Source organism: Virgibacillus flavescens, from assembly GCF_050574275.1.
Taxonomy (GTDB): domain Bacteria; phylum Bacillota; class Bacilli; order Bacillales; family Amphibacillaceae; genus Virgibacillus_F; species Virgibacillus_F flavescens.
The window spans coordinates 520188-537477 of sequence record NZ_CP192260.1 but is presented as its reverse complement, the minus strand read 5'-3'; the positions used below and the strand labels follow the sequence as shown (position 1 = coordinate 537477).

The 17290-nt window shown below is 40.2% G+C and carries 19 protein-coding genes and 1 riboswitch; of the genes, 18 read left to right on the top strand and 1 reads right to left on the bottom strand.

The genetic code is table 11. The features are described from left to right. Nucleotides 1–183 precede the first annotated feature (183 nt). From VBD025_RS02590 to VBD025_RS02580, 3 genes are all read left to right on the top strand, one after another. Complete coding sequence (locus VBD025_RS02590; protein ID WP_430789025.1) at nucleotides 184–3318, top strand: efflux RND transporter permease subunit; 3135 nt, start codon at nucleotides 184–186, stop codon at nucleotides 3316–3318. A 108-nt stretch (nucleotides 3319–3426) separates the two neighbouring features. Beyond that, entirely contained in the window at nucleotides 3427–3942 is a 516-nt protein-coding gene (locus VBD025_RS02585) for a superoxide dismutase family protein (RefSeq protein ID WP_430789023.1), read from the top strand. Nucleotides 3943–4036: 94 nt separating this feature from the next. Further along, entirely contained in the window at nucleotides 4037–4804 is a 768-nt protein-coding gene (locus VBD025_RS02580) for a DUF3891 family protein (protein WP_430789021.1), read from the top strand. Between the two features lie 1019 nt (nucleotides 4805–5823). On the opposite strand, the gene VBD025_RS02575 is transcribed toward VBD025_RS02580, so the two are convergent. Continuing rightward, nucleotides 5824–6960, bottom strand: a complete 1137-nt coding sequence (locus tag VBD025_RS02575; RefSeq protein WP_430789019.1) for a conserved virulence factor C family protein — start codon at nucleotides 6958–6960, stop codon at nucleotides 5824–5826. A gap of 166 nt (nucleotides 6961–7126) precedes the next feature. On the opposite strand from VBD025_RS02575, the gene VBD025_RS02570 reads away from it, so the two are divergent. From VBD025_RS02570 to VBD025_RS02500, 15 genes are all read left to right on the top strand, one after another. Continuing rightward, nucleotides 7127–7960: a GNAT family N-acetyltransferase gene (locus VBD025_RS02570; RefSeq protein ID WP_430789017.1), complete on the top strand. Its 834-nt coding sequence runs from the start codon at nucleotides 7127–7129 to the stop codon at nucleotides 7958–7960. A gap of 5 nt (nucleotides 7961–7965) precedes the next feature. After that, a complete protein-coding gene (locus tag VBD025_RS02565; protein ID WP_430789015.1) occupies nucleotides 7966–8523 on the top strand; it encodes a maltose acetyltransferase domain-containing protein in 558 nt (185 codons plus the stop codon). A 14-nt stretch (nucleotides 8524–8537) separates the two neighbouring features. Beyond that, nucleotides 8538–9050, top strand: coding sequence for a GNAT family N-acetyltransferase (locus tag VBD025_RS02560; RefSeq protein ID WP_430789013.1), 513 nt, complete (start codon nucleotides 8538–8540; stop codon nucleotides 9048–9050). 1 nt (nucleotide 9051) lies between these two features. Beyond that, entirely contained in the window at nucleotides 9052–9483 is a 432-nt protein-coding gene (locus VBD025_RS02555; RefSeq protein ID WP_430789011.1) for an NUDIX domain-containing protein, read from the top strand. Nucleotide 9484: 1 nt separating this feature from the next. Further along, on the top strand, nucleotides 9485–9949 hold the full coding sequence (locus tag VBD025_RS02550; protein WP_430791238.1) for a GNAT family N-acetyltransferase: 465 nt from the start codon (nucleotides 9485–9487) through the stop codon (nucleotides 9947–9949). Between the two features lie 5 nt (nucleotides 9950–9954). Then, on the top strand, nucleotides 9955–10428 hold the full coding sequence (locus VBD025_RS02545; RefSeq protein WP_430789009.1) for a GNAT family N-acetyltransferase: 474 nt from the start codon (nucleotides 9955–9957) through the stop codon (nucleotides 10426–10428). 65 nt (nucleotides 10429–10493) lie between these two features. Next, nucleotides 10494–10594: riboswitch (TPP riboswitch) on the top strand. Between the two features lie 107 nt (nucleotides 10595–10701). Beyond that, nucleotides 10702–11568, top strand: coding sequence for a bifunctional hydroxymethylpyrimidine kinase/phosphomethylpyrimidine kinase (thiD, locus tag VBD025_RS02540; RefSeq protein WP_430789007.1), 867 nt, complete (start codon nucleotides 10702–10704; stop codon nucleotides 11566–11568). Next, nucleotides 11565–12362: a hydroxyethylthiazole kinase gene (gene thiM, locus VBD025_RS02535; RefSeq protein WP_430789005.1), complete on the top strand. Its 798-nt coding sequence runs from the start codon at nucleotides 11565–11567 to the stop codon at nucleotides 12360–12362. The genes thiD and thiM overlap by 4 nt, the downstream gene beginning before the upstream one ends. Beyond that, nucleotides 12349–12993: a thiamine phosphate synthase gene (gene thiE / locus VBD025_RS02530; RefSeq protein WP_430789003.1), complete on the top strand. Its 645-nt coding sequence runs from the start codon at nucleotides 12349–12351 to the stop codon at nucleotides 12991–12993. Before thiM ends, thiE begins: the two co-directional genes overlap by 14 nt. Then, complete coding sequence (gene thiW, locus VBD025_RS02525) at nucleotides 12994–13482, top strand: energy coupling factor transporter S component ThiW (RefSeq protein ID WP_430789001.1); 489 nt, start codon at nucleotides 12994–12996, stop codon at nucleotides 13480–13482. It abuts the gene before it with no gap. 100 nt (nucleotides 13483–13582) lie between these two features. Then, complete coding sequence (gene tenA, locus VBD025_RS02520; protein ID WP_430788999.1) at nucleotides 13583–14269, top strand: thiaminase II; 687 nt, start codon at nucleotides 13583–13585, stop codon at nucleotides 14267–14269. Nucleotides 14270–14465: 196 nt separating this feature from the next. Continuing rightward, nucleotides 14466–14852 carry a GntR family transcriptional regulator gene (locus VBD025_RS02515; protein ID WP_430788997.1) on the top strand — a complete coding sequence of 129 codons (387 nt, stop codon included), beginning with the start codon at nucleotides 14466–14468 and terminating at the stop codon, nucleotides 14850–14852. Then, nucleotides 14849–15751 (top strand): ABC transporter ATP-binding protein, encoded by a 903-nt coding sequence (locus tag VBD025_RS02510; RefSeq protein ID WP_430788995.1) that lies wholly within the window; start codon nucleotides 14849–14851, stop codon nucleotides 15749–15751. Before VBD025_RS02515 ends, VBD025_RS02510 begins: the two co-directional genes overlap by 4 nt. Further along, nucleotides 15729–16472, top strand: a complete 744-nt coding sequence (locus tag VBD025_RS02505) for a hypothetical protein (RefSeq protein ID WP_430788993.1) — start codon at nucleotides 15729–15731, stop codon at nucleotides 16470–16472. The genes VBD025_RS02510 and VBD025_RS02505 overlap by 23 nt, the downstream gene beginning before the upstream one ends. Beyond that, the gene (locus VBD025_RS02500; RefSeq protein ID WP_430788991.1) at nucleotides 16469–17164 is read left to right on the top strand and encodes a hypothetical protein; all 696 of its coding nucleotides are present in this window, start codon (nucleotides 16469–16471) and stop codon (nucleotides 17162–17164) included. Before VBD025_RS02505 ends, VBD025_RS02500 begins: the two co-directional genes overlap by 4 nt. Nucleotides 17165–17290 lie beyond the last annotated feature (126 nt).

The following is a 17290-nucleotide window of genomic DNA, read 5'->3' as shown; positions in this document are numbered from 1 at the left end:
GGTCATTTTTTTATGATAACTAGTTATTATATTTTATACTACCAGATTATCTGCTTATTTAACAATATTTAATCTGTATTAATTGATAAATAATAGTTGCATATTAAGTTCAAATCGTTTATATTAATTAATGTTATGACCAGTCAGTCATTATAAACAATTACAGTTAAGGAGTGTACATATTTGAAGAAAATCATTAATTTTTCGCTTAATAATAAATTTGCTATATGGATTCTTACTATTATGGTAGTGATAGCGGGGTTATATTCCGGTCTTAATATGAAACAGGAAACGATGCCTAATATTACCATGCCGAATGTCTCGGTAATGACCACATACCCTGGAGCGGCACCGGAAGAGGTTGCTGAAGAAGTAACTATTCCAGTCGAACAGCGGATACAGAATTTAAATGGAGTAGAACTCGTTACTTCGACTTCTTTAGCAAACGCATCATCTGTTCAGATACAATTTAATTTTGATACAGATATGGACGAAGCTACGAATGAAGTGGAAAGCGCGTTATCCGATATTGATCTGCCAGAAGGGGCTAACCAGCCGGATGTTTCCAGGTTAAGTTTCAATGCTTTTCCAGTAATTTCTTTAAGTATAAGCAACGATGACAGTTCGCTTGAGAAATTAACTACGAGTGTTGAAAAGGATGTTGTTCCAACGCTTGAAGGATTAAAAGGTGTATCTGATGTTCAGATTACTGGTCAGCAGGTACAAAAGGTAACCTTAAATTTTAATGAGGATAAATTAAAGGAAACTGGTTTGTCTGAGGAAACAATTAAACAAATCATCCAAGGGTCTGATGTTTCTTTTCCACTTGGATTAACCAATTTTGATGGTGAAGTTAAAAACTTAGTGATTGATGGAAACGTGGCGACTGTTGACGACTTGAAAAAATTGGAAATTCCAATTACGCCAGCACAGTCTAGTCAACCGGGTCAGCAAGGCAGTGCACAAGGTCGGGCACCTGCGCAAACGAACCAGACAGAAGAGACTCAAACTGCACCGCAGCTTCCTACTGTACAATTACAAGATCTTGCTGAAATAGAGGTTGTTGGTGAAGCAGAATCAATTTCCAGAACGAATGGAGAAGAATCAATCGGTCTTCAAATTGTTAAGGCAGCTGACGCGAATACTGTCGACGTTGTTAACGAAGTAAAAGATGCAATTAGTGAATTTGAAACTGATTTAGGCTTAACGGTAACTACTACGTTTGATCAAGGAGAACCAATAGAAGAATCAGTTAATACGATGCTGAGTAAAGCGATATTCGGAGCGATTTTTGCAGTCATCATCATCATGCTGTTTTTAAGAAGCTTTAAAACAACACTGATTTCGATTGTGTCCATTCCTTTATCCCTTTTAATGGCGGTATTCCTGCTGCATCAGATGGATATCACCTTGAACATTATGACATTAGGGGCACTTACTGTTGCTATTGGTCGAGTAATAGATGATTCAATAGTGGTAGTCGAAAATATATTTAGGCGAATGTCTTTATCTGGTGAAACAATTCGAGGTAAGAAATTAATTCAAGAATCAACACGAGAGATGTTTATTCCGATATTTTCTTCCACAATAGTGACAATTGCAGTATTCCTGCCATTAGGATTAGTTAGCGGGCAGGTCGGTGAAATGTTCTTACCGTTTGCATTAGCGGTTGTATTTTCACTTTCAGCTTCATTAATTGTTGCTGTGACGATCGTTCCTATGCTTGCTCATTCTATGTTTAAAAAAGGACTGAAGAACAAAAATGTTAGTAATGAGAAGAAGGAATCTGGTAAACTAGCAGGATTTTATAAGAAAGTCCTGGACTGGGCTCTTAATCATAAAATAATTACGTTTGGAGGGGCATCGGTAATTCTGGTCTTAAGTTTATTCTTAGTTCCAATCATTGGTGTAAGCTTCCTTCCAGAACAAGAGCAAAAGATGCTGATGGTTACGTATAGTCCTGAACCTGGCCAAACAAGAGAAGAATCGGAAGAGATTGCTCTTGAAGCAGAGAAGTTTTTTGAAGATCGAACTGGTGTAACTACGTATCAATATTCAGTAGGCGGAGATAGTTCGATGAGTATGATGGGCATGGGTGGTGGTAATTCAGCCTTGTTCTTTGTCGAGTACGCTGATGATTATGAAAGTTTCAGTGAAGAAGATACAGTCGTGATTGATCATCTAAACCAATCCACCGACATGGGTGAGTGGAAAACGATGGACTTTGCCAGCATGGGAGCTAGCGGGTTGCAATTGTTTGTTTACGGTGATAACACGGAAGGTATTAAAAAGGCAGTAGACAAAATTCTTCCGATTATGAAAGAAAATGATGATCTTGAAAAAGTAGAATCAAGTATTTCAGAGGAATATGACCAGTATACGCTGGTTGCTAATCAGGAAAAGTTGAGTCAGTACGGACTTACAGCTGCTCAAGTTGGTATGAAGCTGAGCAGTGGCGGTGAAGCACCAGTGCTCACAACGGTACAACATGAGGGCGAAGATACGAACGTGTATATCAAGACAGAAAAAGCACAATATGAAAACATCGATAGTCTTACAAATTCAGAAATCCAAACACCACTCGGCACCACTATAGAAGTGGGGGAAGTGGTTGAGGTTGAAGAAGGTAAGTCACCAGATACCATTACTCGTAGAGAAGGTAGTATGTATGCTTCTCTTGACGCTGAAGTAAAGGGTAATGATGTTGCAGCTGTTTCCAGTGAGCTTGAGAAGGAAATAAGCGATTTAGAACTTCCTGGCAGTGTGAACGTTGAATTTGGCGGTGTAACAGAACAAATTAACGAGTCATTTACACAACTCGGATTAGCAATGCTTGCAGCAATCGCAATTGTTTACTTTGTTCTTGTTGTAACATTTGGTGGAGCACTCGCGCCACTGGCAATTCTATTCTCATTACCATTCACGATCATTGGCGGATTAGTGGCACTCTGGATTTCAGGTGAGCCATTAAGTGTATCAGCGATGATAGGTGCGTTAATGTTAATTGGTATTGTAGTAACAAATGCAATTGTTTTAATTGACCGGGTTATTCACAAAGAAAAAGAAGGTTTTTCTACAAGAGAAGCTCTTTTAGAAGCAGGTTCAACACGATTACGACCTATTTTGATGACTGCTCTTGCAACAATTGGAGCACTAATTCCATTAGCAATAGGTATGGAAGGCGGAGGTCTGATTTCAAAAGGACTCGGCGTTACCGTAATTGGTGGTTTAACAAGTTCAACGTTATTAACGCTTGTTATTGTACCGATCGTGTATGAAACATTTGCTAAGTTTAGAAGAAAAGGCGTAAAAGAATAATTTTTTAAACGAAAGCCTTGCTATTTTAGCAAGGCTTTCTTCACGATTACTAATAGATAGGCATAATATGTGTAATGACAAAAGATCATGTAGGAGGATTACACAATAATGTACTATTATGATCCAAATTACCACATGCATTACCAAGATAGACAAATGGTGAACTGGGCTTTTGCTGAAGTTAAAGGAAGTGAGTTAGCTCCGGATTTGCACGGGTATGTTGTTTTTACTAATGTTCCATATGGGACAGAGATAACTGTCGAAGTAACGGGTTTGCCGCCATATAGACCTGCTCAGGGCGGACAGTCACCAATTGGCCCGCATGGATTTCATATTCATCAGCATGCTGATTGTGGCAGTACTGCTAAACCAGATCCTTTTGAGGAAGCTGGTGGACATTGGAATCCGACAAACCAGCCTCATGGAAATCACGCAGGTGACTTCCCTGTATTATTCTCAAATGATGGCTACGCGAGAATGACATTTTTCACCAACCAATTCAGTGTGAAGGATGTAGTTGGTAAGTCGGTTATGATTCACCAAAACCCGGATGATTATCGAACCCAGCCCTCGGGAGACTCTGGGAAGCGGCTAGGGTGTGGAGCGATTCAGCCTTGGCAATAAGTTGCAGTGAAATACGTATTTAGATATTCTTATCTAAAGACGTGTTTTTTTGTGCATAGTATAGAGGAAACGCTGGCAGTAATGGAGGTATTCGATGATAGTGAGGGAAAGAAAGAATGATATTGTAATGATTTCACAGGATGATCATGCACGAATCTCTGGCAAACTTGCGAAGTATTGGAATGCCTCTATATTTAAGGGGCAGTCGAACAGAGAGGCTGTAGAGTTGGCAATTAATGAACATGACAGGGCATGGATTTCTGTGGATTCTAAGCCATTCTGGAATGATAAAAGCAAATTGCCCTATTCCTTTACGGACCTTCCTAATGAGCCAAAGCTCGTTTTCTACAAAAATGGAATTGATGAAGTGGAAGAAATGAATGCTTATGCTGGTCTGCTGTGCAGTCAGCATTATATGCACTTTACAATGGATGATGCTTCTGAAGCTAGCCAGAGGTTTGTCGTAACTGAACAACTCCGCCAAAAAAGAATAAGGCAATTAAAGAATGTCGATGAAGCCTCCTTTCAATTTCATTTTGACCTTCTCAAGTTTTGCGATAATTTATCGTTATATGTATGCCTAAATGAACCAGGTAGTTTGAAGGAAAAGGAGCATTATTTCTTTAAAAATGGTTTGCCTGTTCCTTCGACGTTTTCCTTTTTTAGTGAAGATAAACTGGACGTCCGTTTTCGGGACAGCCAAACGATAACTTTGTCTGAATTTCCGTTTGAAGAAGCCGTGGTAATCCATCTGCCGCAAAAAGTTGTCGACAAGGATAAAATTAATAAAAATGGTATTATTGCAGCGTATGAGCAGACGCCTGTTGAAACGGTTGAAATCATAATTAAAGCTGTGGTATAGAGTGAAAAAATAATAATACTAAATAACGTCGTCGTGTGGTATAATAGACACTTGCGATGAGCTGATTTGCGTAAGACGAGAAACAAGGTATTACATGTGAATGTGAACACATGGTTTTTCGCCGCAAACGATAAAAGGCGCCTATACTTTTGTATAGGCGCCTTTTCTATGAACTTTTTTAATTTATTACTTAATTTTTGAGTTTAAATATTCAGGATAAGTGCGAGAAACTAAGGTTTTGTAGCATTTAAAATATGTCTATTACTAAAACATGTTCCTAGTATCGTAGTAGATGTAAATTGCGCAGTAATATACAACTTTCATAGCAACCAGATTTCCACTGTTGGCAGTATACTGAAAAAGTCACCTGAAATATGAATTTAGTGGATCTGCGATCGCATCTTCGAATATACTTCGCTTTCCGTGGGCGAGTGGTGAGCCTCCTCGTGCTGGCGCACTCCGGGGTCTCACCGATCTCTTACTTCCCACAGGAGTCTTCGTATATTCGAAGATGCTAGGTTAAAGTGGAATAATAATTTTTAAAAATCTACCACTTTTTCAGTGAGATGCTCTTGCACGCTGTCTTATCACCTATGTCCAAATTACTTATGGAAATTATGAATTGCGCACAATAGTGTTGGTGGAAATCCGTGACGGCATCTGCCACTGAAAAAGGGTGGATATTATAAAAGAAACTTTTTCACCTTAACCTAGCATCATCGAATTCACGAGACTCCTGTGGGAACAGCACGAGCTGAAGATCCCGCAGGAAGCGGTTTTTGCTTATCCGAGGAAGCTGAAGCCGTGCCCGCGGAAAGCGAAGTGAATTCGGTGATGCGATCGCAGATCCTCTTAATTTGTACTTCATGTAACTTTTTCAGCTTCCTTCGGAATGAGTCTGTAAGGCAACAATGAAAAAAATGAAGTTAATGCGCAGTCTATAGATTTTGTGCCAACAACAATAATCAAGTGTGGGCCTATTTAACTATTACTGGGAGCACCTACTAAAAGTTGATTTGTTATTTTTGTTTCGTCGCCTCGGTCATTTGGTTCCAGATTGAACCTTTAGCTTGTTCTCCACCTTCGATACGAGCTAAAGCCATCTTAGCCTGCATCCGTACTTCGAATTCCGGATCATCAATTGCCCGCTGCAGTGCAGCTATTGCGGTTTCATCGCCAAGTTCATATAAAAACATGGCTCCACGCCAGCGTACAATCCGACTCTTATCAGAAAGGGTTTCAATCATTTCTGGCATTGCGTCCTTAAAGCCTAGATCCGATAAACAGTCACCAGCAGTGCGACGCACGTTAATGGCTTTATCTTTTAATGCTTTATACAAATAAGGCAGTACTTCAGGTTCTTCAATCATTCCAAGGTACGCTGTAGCAAGTCTGCGAATAGAAGCTTTTTCATCATCCAATGCTTTATCTAATACGGGTAAATCCTCAAGCGTTGGATCCATGCGGTCGAGTGCAGCGTAGCGCTCTTTCCAACTCGGATTTTCCAGCATTTCCAGTGTGACTTTTTTGCTTGTTTTGGACGGTTCGTCAGCGTTGTCACTTGATAAAGCACTGCGGACTAACTCATTCAATCGTTCCTGATCATAGCTTGCCGATAGTTCTTCGACAATCTCTTGGCCAATTTCACTGACATCACCATAACGTGGGCTTTGCTCTGCCCATTTTCGTTCCATTAACATATTGGTGGAAGCTTCTGATGCGTTCATCGTTGCGTCCATAAAACGTTCTGGGAGTCCGAATCGATGCTCCTCGTCATCTTCCTGTAATTTCACCTGTACCGGAATATTGCGGAACATCTGGATAAAAACTTTAATCTCGCCGAAATGCTCATCAGGAGCTTGTTGTTCCGTTGAAGCAGACTCCGCGTCTTCTTCGCTCGATCCCAGGAGTCCACGTACTTCAGGAAGGATTTCCTCCCATGCGACACGTGCATTTCTCTCAAGAGCAATAAAATCAATCACACGGTAGATACCTTTTACACCATTTATAGTGAATAGCTCATTGATGTAATCTGGAGCGTTCGTTAGATCATCGTCATGCTTATAATTTTCTGTCTGCCTGTCGGGCAGTTGTACGTCTACATTTATTTTCATTGAATATGGGCTTGGTGTTGGTTCAATAGAAACAATCTTCATTTCGCAACCTCCTCAGGCGTTTGTTCTATGTCCGATTTTAACAAAGAGGATTGAGATTATCCATTTATCTATTTTTTGATTTAAAATTTCTACATAAAAAGGAATATTGGCTCTTTATGTAGAAATAAGTATAGTTAGTGATAAGTGTAAAGTGAGGAGAATTGAGATGTTAAGCGAAAAAGAATTATATGATATTAAGCAACTGCAGGACACTTGTGAAAAGGCAGATCACATTCAGTTAAAGCTGAATTGGGAGATGCTTAAAGAACGTGGAAGTAATATACTGGATTTTTTTCACTATGAAGGTGATGCGTTGGCTGGATACCTGGCAATTTACCCGTTTGGAAAGAAATATGAAATTAGCGGTATGGTTCATACTGATTTTCGCAGGAAAGGCATTTTTTCTGAACTATTCCGTAAAGCAATTGTAAATATGCCAGAAAATGCTAAAGAAATATTAATTAATGCGCCAGCAAACTCTGACTCGGCAAAACAATGGCTGCAAAAATATCCTGCTGTATATGATTTTTCAGAATACCAAATGCAATGGCACGATACTAGCCTAGAGTCGAAGAACTTCGCTCATGTAAAGATTAGAGAAGCTAATTCGGCGGATTTGGAAACGAAAATTCGCCTGGATGTGAAGTGTTTTGGGTTTGATGAAGCGGGTGCTCGCGAATTCAATCAGGAAAACGTAAAGAATCATAAGAAAAGTTCCTATATGATCGAAGTGAATGAGGAAATTATAGGTAAAATCGGCATTATGCGGGATGAAGAAGAAACCTATATTTATGGTTTCGCCATTTTTCCGGAATCCCAGGGGAAAGGATATGGAAGAACTGCACTGACTAAGACTGTTCTTGCAGAGAGTGACGCGGGTAAGACTATTGTTTTGGAGGTAGCGGCCGAAAACAAGAACGCGTTAAAGCTTTATGAAAACTGTGGTTTTAAATCCTATGAAGTGCAGGACTATTATTCGTATCCGGTGAAGGGTGAGTAATACATATGAAGAAATCGGAAAAACAAAAAATGATGGACGGAGAGCTGTACGATCCATCTGACCCTGATCTGGTGGAAGAGCGTTTGAATGCAAGAAGATTGATTAGGAAATTTAATCAAATGGCTGAAACAGATCAGGACCGTACAAAGCTTTTAAAAGAGTGGTTTGGGTCGACAGGGGAGAATCTTTTTATTGAATCCAGCTTTAAATGTGATTATGGCTACAACATCCATGTCGGTGAAAACTTTTTTGCGAATTTTGACTGTGTGATTCTAGATGTATGTGAAGTGAGAATAGGTGAAAATTGTGCCATTGCTCCTGGTGTGCATATTTATACAGCTACTCATCCAATTGATGCTGTGGAACGGATAAGTGGTTTAGAGTATGGAAAACCCGTAACAGTTGGAGACAATGTGTGGATCGGTGGAAGAGCAGTGATTAATCCAGGTGTGACGATTGGAGATAACGCTGTGATTGCATCAGGAGCTGTTGTTACAAAAGACGTTCCAGATTGCGCAGTTGTTGGGGGAAACCCTGCGAAAATACTTAAATATGCTGATTGAAGAGGTGGGATGGAATGAAATTAGTGAGACCCTCTATCGAGTGGGGGCATGAACATCAAAAATATGTCGAAGAATGGGATCAACCGAGCATGGTGCCGAGCAGTTTTTCTTTAGATGGTCATGACAGTTATAAAGAATTTCTAGAAGCGTTAGCAGATCGGGAGAAAGGAAACGAACGCTGGCTGCCTAGCTCGAATTATTTCTTGATTAATGAAGCGGACAGAGTTGTAGCAATGGTTGATATTCGTCATGAATTAAATGAGCATTTATTCAATATAGGAGGACATATTGGATACAGTGTTCGTCCTTCTGAGCGAAGAAAAGGCTATGCAACACTTATTTTGGCGGAAGCGTTAAAGAAATGTAAGGAACTGAATATTACACGGGTCCTTGTGACTTGCGATGCAGACAATGTTGGTTCGGCTAAGACGATTCTGAATAATGGTGGAGTAGAGGATAGCCATTTTATAGAGGAAGATGGCGATATGAAGCGGCGATTTTGGATCGAAAATAGGAGGATTAATTAATATGGAGCGAGTTGATGTTGCTTATTCACTGATTTTTAATGAACAGGAAAATAAGGTGTTAATGGTAAAAAATAATAAATTCAATAATTGGACGTTGCCTGGAGGAGCCGTGGAACCTGGGGAAACGTTAGATATGGCTGCTGTACGTGAAGCGAGGGAAGAAACAGGATTAACGGTTGAGGTTGGTGATATCGTGGCAGTGAATGAAGCATTTATGGAAAATTCGAAGCATCATGCGTTGTTCGTTACATTTAACGCAAAAGTTACAGGTGGTGAGCTTGCAATACAGGATACGGATGAAAGGGTTGGAATTTCTGAAGTGAAGTGGATGGATATAGAGGAAGCGTCCAACTTGATGCCATACCATGAAAATGGACTAAACGTATTGCTGGAATCGTCTGCCAAGTATACGTTTCAAGGTGAGCGAAATTAAAGTGAAGTGGAATTTCACACAAATGACGCAGAATCAGGCAGAAGATATCGCATACAACTGGCATTATGATGGTGAGTATTCATTCTACGATATTCAAGCAGATGAGGAAGATTTCCAGGAATTCATCGATCCCGGGCTAAGGGGTGAATCTTTTTATGTGGTCGAGGATAACGGGGAACTGATTGGCTTTTTCAATTTTACTGGAAAGCAGGCGAATACGATTGAAGTCGGATTGGGAATGCGTCCTGACCTAACTGGGAAAGGGATCGGTTTAGGGTTTATCGAAGCGGGTATAGAATTTGCTGAATCAAATTATTGTCCTGACAAACTAACCTTATCAGTAGCTATCTTTAATCAACGCGCGATAAAAGTTTATAAGAAAGCTGGTTTTAAAGAGATGGATACCTTTATGCAGGACACAAACGGGAGCAGGTATGAGTTCGTACGAATGGAAATGGATGTGTAATCGTTATGCCAGACATGCAATTAAAGCGATTTGAAAAGAGTATGGTTGATGAGATTGTAACGTTATTTAGAGAAACAGTGTTGCGTGTAAATCGTAAGGACTATTCGAAGGAACAGGTGAAAGAATGGGCGGCGAATGCGCAAACGACCGAAGAATGGGTTGCGAGGCTGGATAGAAGTTTAACGTATGTTGCTTTTATGAAAGGTGAAATGGTGGGGTTTAGTAACCTTACGGAGGATGGCTTGATTGATTTACTTTATGTACATAAAAGTCATCAGGGAGAAGGTGTTGCTTCGAACCTTATTGAGCTCTTAGAAGCGGAGGCGGTTACGCTGGGTATTAGCCTGTTAACAGTTGAAGCAAGTATAACCGCCAGGCCCTTCTTTCTTTCGCAAGGCTATGAAGTTCAACAGGATCAATCGAAGCTGATTGCAGGAGTGGAGTTTATTAATTATAGAATGATAAAGAAGCTTAAGTGAGATAACACTTCCGGTAAATTGACAAAGAATTGGATACGTGTTTTAGTAAGGTTATAACTTAATAGAAAGTCCACTAGGGGTGCCATTTGGCTGAGATAAGGAAATCCTTTATCCCTTCGAACCTGATCTAGTTCATACTAGCGTAGGAAAGTGGAGTTCGGTTGTTTTTAATTAAAGGCATGTTTGTCTTTAGTTTATTCACTTACAAACCACTCCAGTTTCTGGTGTGGTTTTTTTGTATTTTAAAAAATCACCAGATTCTACCTGCCCCTTTTGGATTTTCTATTAATTCGAAAGGGGTTTTTTTCTATTAACAATTCAATTCCAACGGCACTTACTATTGCTGGTACTGATCCAACTGGAGGGGCAGGGATTCAGGCTGATCTTAAATCGTTTCAGGAACGAGGGGTATATGGCATGAGCGTGGTTACGTCGGTTGTCGCTCAAAATACGCTAGGTGTGAAGACTGTCGAGCATTTACCAATTGAAATGATCCTTGATCAAATCGAATGCGTGCTGCGTGATATTTTACCGGATGTACTAAAAACAGGGATGGTAGCTACTTCGGGAATGATGGAAGTAATTGCAGACAGTATTGGCGGGACATCAATTCCTTATGTAATTGATCCTGTAATGGTAGCAACTAGCGGCGATTATTTGATGGATGTAAATGCAAGAAAAACGATGATGGAACGATTGATTCCGCTTGCTGCGGTGGTAACGCCGAACATACCGGAAGCCGAAGTGTTACTCTCTGAATCGATTGAAACGATCCATGATGCAGAAGATGCAGCAAGACGTATTGTTCATGAACTTGGTGCAGGAGCTGCGGTGGTAAAAGGTGGGCATTTTAACGATGCAGCTACGGATATTTTGTATGATGGTTCAAATCTGACAAAGCTTCCTGCAGAGCGGCTGAACACAAAACATACACATGGAACAGGGTGTACGTATTCAGCAGTTATTGCTGCAGAGCTTGCGAAAGGATTATCTGTTTATGACGCTGTTTTCACAGCAAAACAATTCATAAACGATGCAATTCGTTATAGTTTGAATCTGGGAAAGGGGAATGGGCCAACTAATCATTGGGGGCACAGACTGCAAGGATTACCAAAATTAGACGGGGGAGAATTTAAATGAATTATATAGGACAGATTCGCGAGCAAAATCCACTAATCCATAATATTACGAATACGGTTGTCGCTAATTTTTCTGCTAATGGGTTGTTAGCTCTAGGGGCATCTCCAGCTATGGCGAATGCGCCTGAAGAAGCAGCGGAAATGGCGTCACACGCTGATGCGCTTGTGCTGAATATTGGTACTTGTACGAAGGAACAGACGGAGGCGATGATACTCGCTGGTGTAGCGGCTAATCAAAAAGGGATACCGGTAGTCCTGGATCCGGTAGCGGTCGGTGCAACTGTGTTCCGGAGCTCTTCAGTAAAGCGGATTTTGGATCAGGTAGATGTGACAGTAATCTGTGGTAACGCGGGAGAAATAGCAGCATTGGGTGAGTGTGATGTTGAGATGAAAGGTGCCGATTCCTCCATTGAAGAAATTGATGATGATATAGCGAGGAAAGTAGCCACGCGGCATGGGGCAGTAGTTATTTCGACTGGTAAAACAGATGTAATCACAGATGGAAAACGGGTTACAAAGTGTAAAAACGGTGTGGAAATGCTTCCTTTTGTTACAGGAACTGGATGTTTATTAACTGCGGTAATTGGTGCATTTTCAAGTGTGAGTATGGACTTCTATGAGGCTTCTGTGAAAGCAGTTTCCACTTATGGCGTGGCAGCAGAACTTGCCGTAGTGCGCGCTGAAGGTCCAGGGACGTTTTTAGCAGCGTTCATCGATCAGCTTTTTATGATAACAGAGGAAAGTGTGCAAGCAAGGGTGATGATCGTGGAGGAGCATCGCCATGAAGAAAGCTAATCTGCGTTTATATTTCATAATGGGCAGTACCAACACGTTGGAAAATCCAGCAGACGTTCTTAAGCGAGCAATTGAAGGTGGTATTTCAGCTTTTCAATTTCGAGAAAAGGGAGTGGGCGCTAAGGGTGGAGTTGAAAAATATAAACTTGGTGCAGAACTTCGCGATATATGCAGTGAATACAAAATCCCGTTTATTGTCAACGATGACGTGAAGCTGGCAATTCAGTTACATGCTGACGGGATACATATCGGCCAACAGGATGAGTCGATTGTGACGGTGAGAAAGCGAATACCTGCTTATATGACTGTTGGAGTTTCGGTATCGACGGTCAAAGAAGCTTATCTTGCCGAACAACAGGGAGCCGATTACTTGGGAGTAGGTCCGGTATATTCTACATCGACCAAAGAAGATGCCCTTGAACCTGTAGGTATAGATAGAATAAAAGAAGTCTGTCGAGCGGTTAACTTGCCAGTTGTAGCGATTGGTGGAATAGACAGAATGAATACAAGTGAAATTATGCGGTCTGGTGCAGCGGGAATATCTGTTATTTCAGCGATAAGCAGGGCGAACAATTGTGAAGAAGCTGCGCGGAAATTAGCGGAAGAAGTAGAGAGAGGGGGGAAGTTTTAATTGAATAAGACGAGAATGCTGACAACCATGGCAGTGTTTATAGCAATTGGCACTGTGGGGTCCCAGCTGCTTTGGTTCCCGGCAGGAATTGCAAAAGCATATCCTGTTCAACATGCAATCAATGTTATGGCGGCAGTAATGCTTGGTCCTGGTCTTGCGGTAATCATTGCATTTATGATCGGCTTAATGCGTAATTTGCTGGGGTATGGAACTTTACTCGCATTTCCGGGTGGGATGATTGGTGCCTTTATTGCAGGGTTTTTGTATAACAGATTTGGACGAAAAATGTTTGCTGTTGCGGGAGAGATTGTTGGGACAGGTCTGGTCGGATCGTTGTTTGCAGTCCCCTATGCGAACGTACTGATGGGAAGTACGTTTGGTGCTTTTGTTTTTATACCATCGTTTCTGACGAGCAGCATTACTGGAGCGGTTATTGGCTACATCGTTGTATCACGTGTTAAACAGGCAAGAGCACTACAAAATATGTGAGTTTTTGGGAACCGCTAGGGGGAAGATTTCTCTATCTATAAATCTACTAATTTGTTATCTTCTAGCGGCTTTCAACAATTCCACCAGGGAGGCAAAATCAATGACATTTACCGAATCATTGCGTAAAGAAAACCAGGACGTATACGAGGCAATCTTTAATCATCCATTTGTTCAGGGAATTGGAGAGGGTAATGTGCCTCGAAAAGCACTTGCCCATTATATAAAAGCTGATTTTGAATATTTAAATGCGTTCATGTACATTTATGGAATTGCGATTTCAAAATCAAGTACGAGGAAGGAAGTGAACTTTTTTAACAAGCAAGTTGATTTTGTGTTAAACAGCGAAATTCACCCTCATCATAATTTTTGCGAACAGATTGGTGTGAGTTATGAAGAGTTACAAGGATATCCGCTTCCGCCATCGGCTGATCATTATGTAAAGCACATGATGTACCATGCGCATACGGGGAGCTTGGGGGAACTCATTGCTGCACTTCTGCCGTGTCCATGGACATATCTGGAGATTGGGAGGGAACTACTGAGAAGTTATCAGCCTGCTCAGGATCACCCATTTTATGAGTGGATTTCATTTTATGCGACTGATGAGGTAGAGGAGATTACGATGCAGCTGAGAAAAATGCTTGATAAATTGGCTGCTGATGCTGGTGAGGCAGAACTCAAACGGATTAAAAGTGCATTCCGTAAAAGCTGTCAGTTAGAATTATCCTTCTGGGAAATGGCATATACGTGTCAGGAATGGCCAGTTAGTAACAGCGTAACCGTATAAACGACACAACTTGAAGCGCCTCTATCGGAGGCGCTTTTTTATGTGAAGTGTATGGAAAGTACCAGGTACCGTTAGGAGAAACGGTACCTGGTACTTTCTCCAGTTATTTCCAAATAGTGGTTGTATTTTAGGGGGGTGGAAGATATACTAAGTTACAACACTAACTTACTAACTTGGATGAGAAGAGGGATCGAGAGTGATTCTTAATACGGACAGCACGAAACCAATCTATATACAAATTTCGGAATGGATGGAGACAGAGATATTGAACGGCACATTTCAACAAGGGGAGAAGGTACACTCCCAGTATACGCTCGCAGAAATGTATACAATTAACCCGGCGACTGCAGCAAAAGGATTAAATATTCTATCTGACGAAGGCATACTTTTTAATAAACGAGGATTAGGAAAATTTGTATCAGACGATGCGATTGACATCATTAGGAATAAGAGAAAAGACAAGAATCTGAAAAGTCTTGTTCATGAAGTTGTCTTAGAATCTGAGCGCCTTCAGATAAGTGAAGATGAACTAATTAATATGATCAAGAAGGTCAGAAAAGGACTTAAGGGGGAAGAGAAGTGAGTATTATAGAATGTGCTGGTTTAACAAAAAAACATGGTAGGTTGACAGCATTGAACGAAATCTCATTAGCAATTGAAGAGAATAAAGTGACAGGATTAATTGGAGCTAACGGGGCTGGCAAGACCACACTTCTTAAGATATTAGCTGGATTTTGGCGAAAGACTTCTGGGGATGTTCAGGTATTTTCAGAGAATCCATTTAACAATATCAAAATTTCAGCAAACACTATTTTTGTTGATGATGAAATGAGTTTTCCGACATCGTTAACATTAAAGGAAATCCTGAATGAGGGGCAACGTGCTTACGAAAAATGGGATCATCAGCTTGCTGATCGTTTGTTTGATTATTTCTCTTTTCACTCCAACCAGACACATGACAGTCTTTCCAAAGGGAATAGGAGCACCTTTAATATGATTCTTGGTTTAGCATCCCGTTGCAGTTTAACGATTTTCGACGAACCAACAACTGGAATGGATGCAAGTGCTCGTAAAGACTTTTACCGTGCGCTGTTAAAGGATTATATAGCACACCCTCGATCGATTATTATCTCCAGCCACTATTTGGACGAAATGGAAGATATTTTGGAAGATGTTCTGTTGATTGAAGGTGGAGAGAAGCGCCTGCACATGCCAATTGATGAATTAAAAGAATACGCTGTTGGTGCAACTGGGTCAACTGAGAATATTAATGTGTTAGCTAATAATAAAGAGGTTTTTTATAAAAAAGAATTAGAAAACGGAAGAAAATATGTAGTGGTAAGGAATGAATTTTCCGATGGTGAATTGGATAGGTCAAGGGAAGCAGGAATAGAAGTAACGCCGATTCCTTCTAGTGATTTATGTGTGTACTTAACGAATAAAAAGGCAGGGGGAATCGATGATGTCTTTAACAACGATTAAAGCGGGAAGCCTTGTAAAAAAACAATTTCAATATAAGTTGAACGCGTACATAGGTGTATTCAGCTCGATGATGATATTGCAGGGGCTGGCTATTTTCTTTTCATTACTTGGTAGTTCTGGAATGAGCAGTACTAGTTCGCATGGACTTTCTATATCAATAGACTATTATTCTGCTGATACTGTTATTATGTTTACAAGTTTATGGGCGTTCATCAGCGCGGTACTGATTACCACTAAAATCTACCGGGAAGATGACTATACGTTTGTAACGAATCGGATTACAGCTAATTTATCAAATATAGCATTCCTTGTATTGGCAAGTTTGATTGGTGGATTTACCGCTGTAATGTCAGGATACTTTGTAAGAACGTATATTTATTATTTTTTTGACCATGATCAATTAATCGGGATTGGAACAGGCCAAGACGTTCAGTTGCTGTTAACAGGAATGACCGCCACCATTTTGTATATACTGCTGTTCAGCTCACTCGGCTACTTGGCAGGGACGCTTGTGCAGCTGAATCGTATTTTTGTAGTTGTATTACCGGTCTTGGTTATTGGGTTACAAATGAACGCAATTATCAATCAGAAGATAAACATTTTTGAGTTTTATTTTCAAGAATCCTCCATTTTGATGTTTATTCCTAAAATAATTGTTACGGTGGCTGTACTATTTTCAATAGCATCATTGCTATCCAATCGAATGGAGGTTAGACGATGAGTACTTTGTTTTCTTTTGTACCTATTATTCTTCTGATTTTAATTGTTGGTTTTGTTGTTATGATAAATAAGGTAGTTACAATGAAGAAGAAAAAATATATATCTGGGCAAAAAATCCGCTGGGTTCTGGGGATTTATATAACAGTGTTACTCATTTCAACAGCACTATATTACTTAATTCCAACAAATTCGGATTCGTCAGAAGATGTCGTCGACCGCAGTTTTCCGTATTTATCTGAGAAAATTTACAATGGAAGTACGGATAAATTAGATGAAAAATTCATTACGAAACAATGGAATCTTGAATACGATGAAAGTACGCTTCGAATTAATGGGGGAGGTTCTGATCAAGGAGGCAGTGTATTCGTTAAAGAGAAATCTGAAGACGATAACCAAATAGATGTGTTCCTGTATCAAACCCCATCGTATGTGGAAGGGATGGAGATTACAGATAAAATTAATCCGCCCTACGTTAATTTATCATCCGGTAACTTAACAATAAGTAATACTAAAGAAACTAATTTAGAATACACAACGTTTAGATCTGAATTTACGATTAGCCAGTTTACAGGTGGTGATTCGATGAACTTAGATAATTCTTATACTCGGGGCGAACGAATCCTAATAATAAAAATTCCAAAAGGATTGAAATTACAAGAAGAAAATGGAATTCGGTTTGAATATCTGCAATGATCATAAACATAAATCTCCAAAAGTACCAGGTACCGTTTAATATTTACGGTACCTGGTACTTTCTCCAGTTATTTCCAGACCGTTAACATCCTAGGCTCTTTTTGAATAGCATGGGTGGTAGGTATG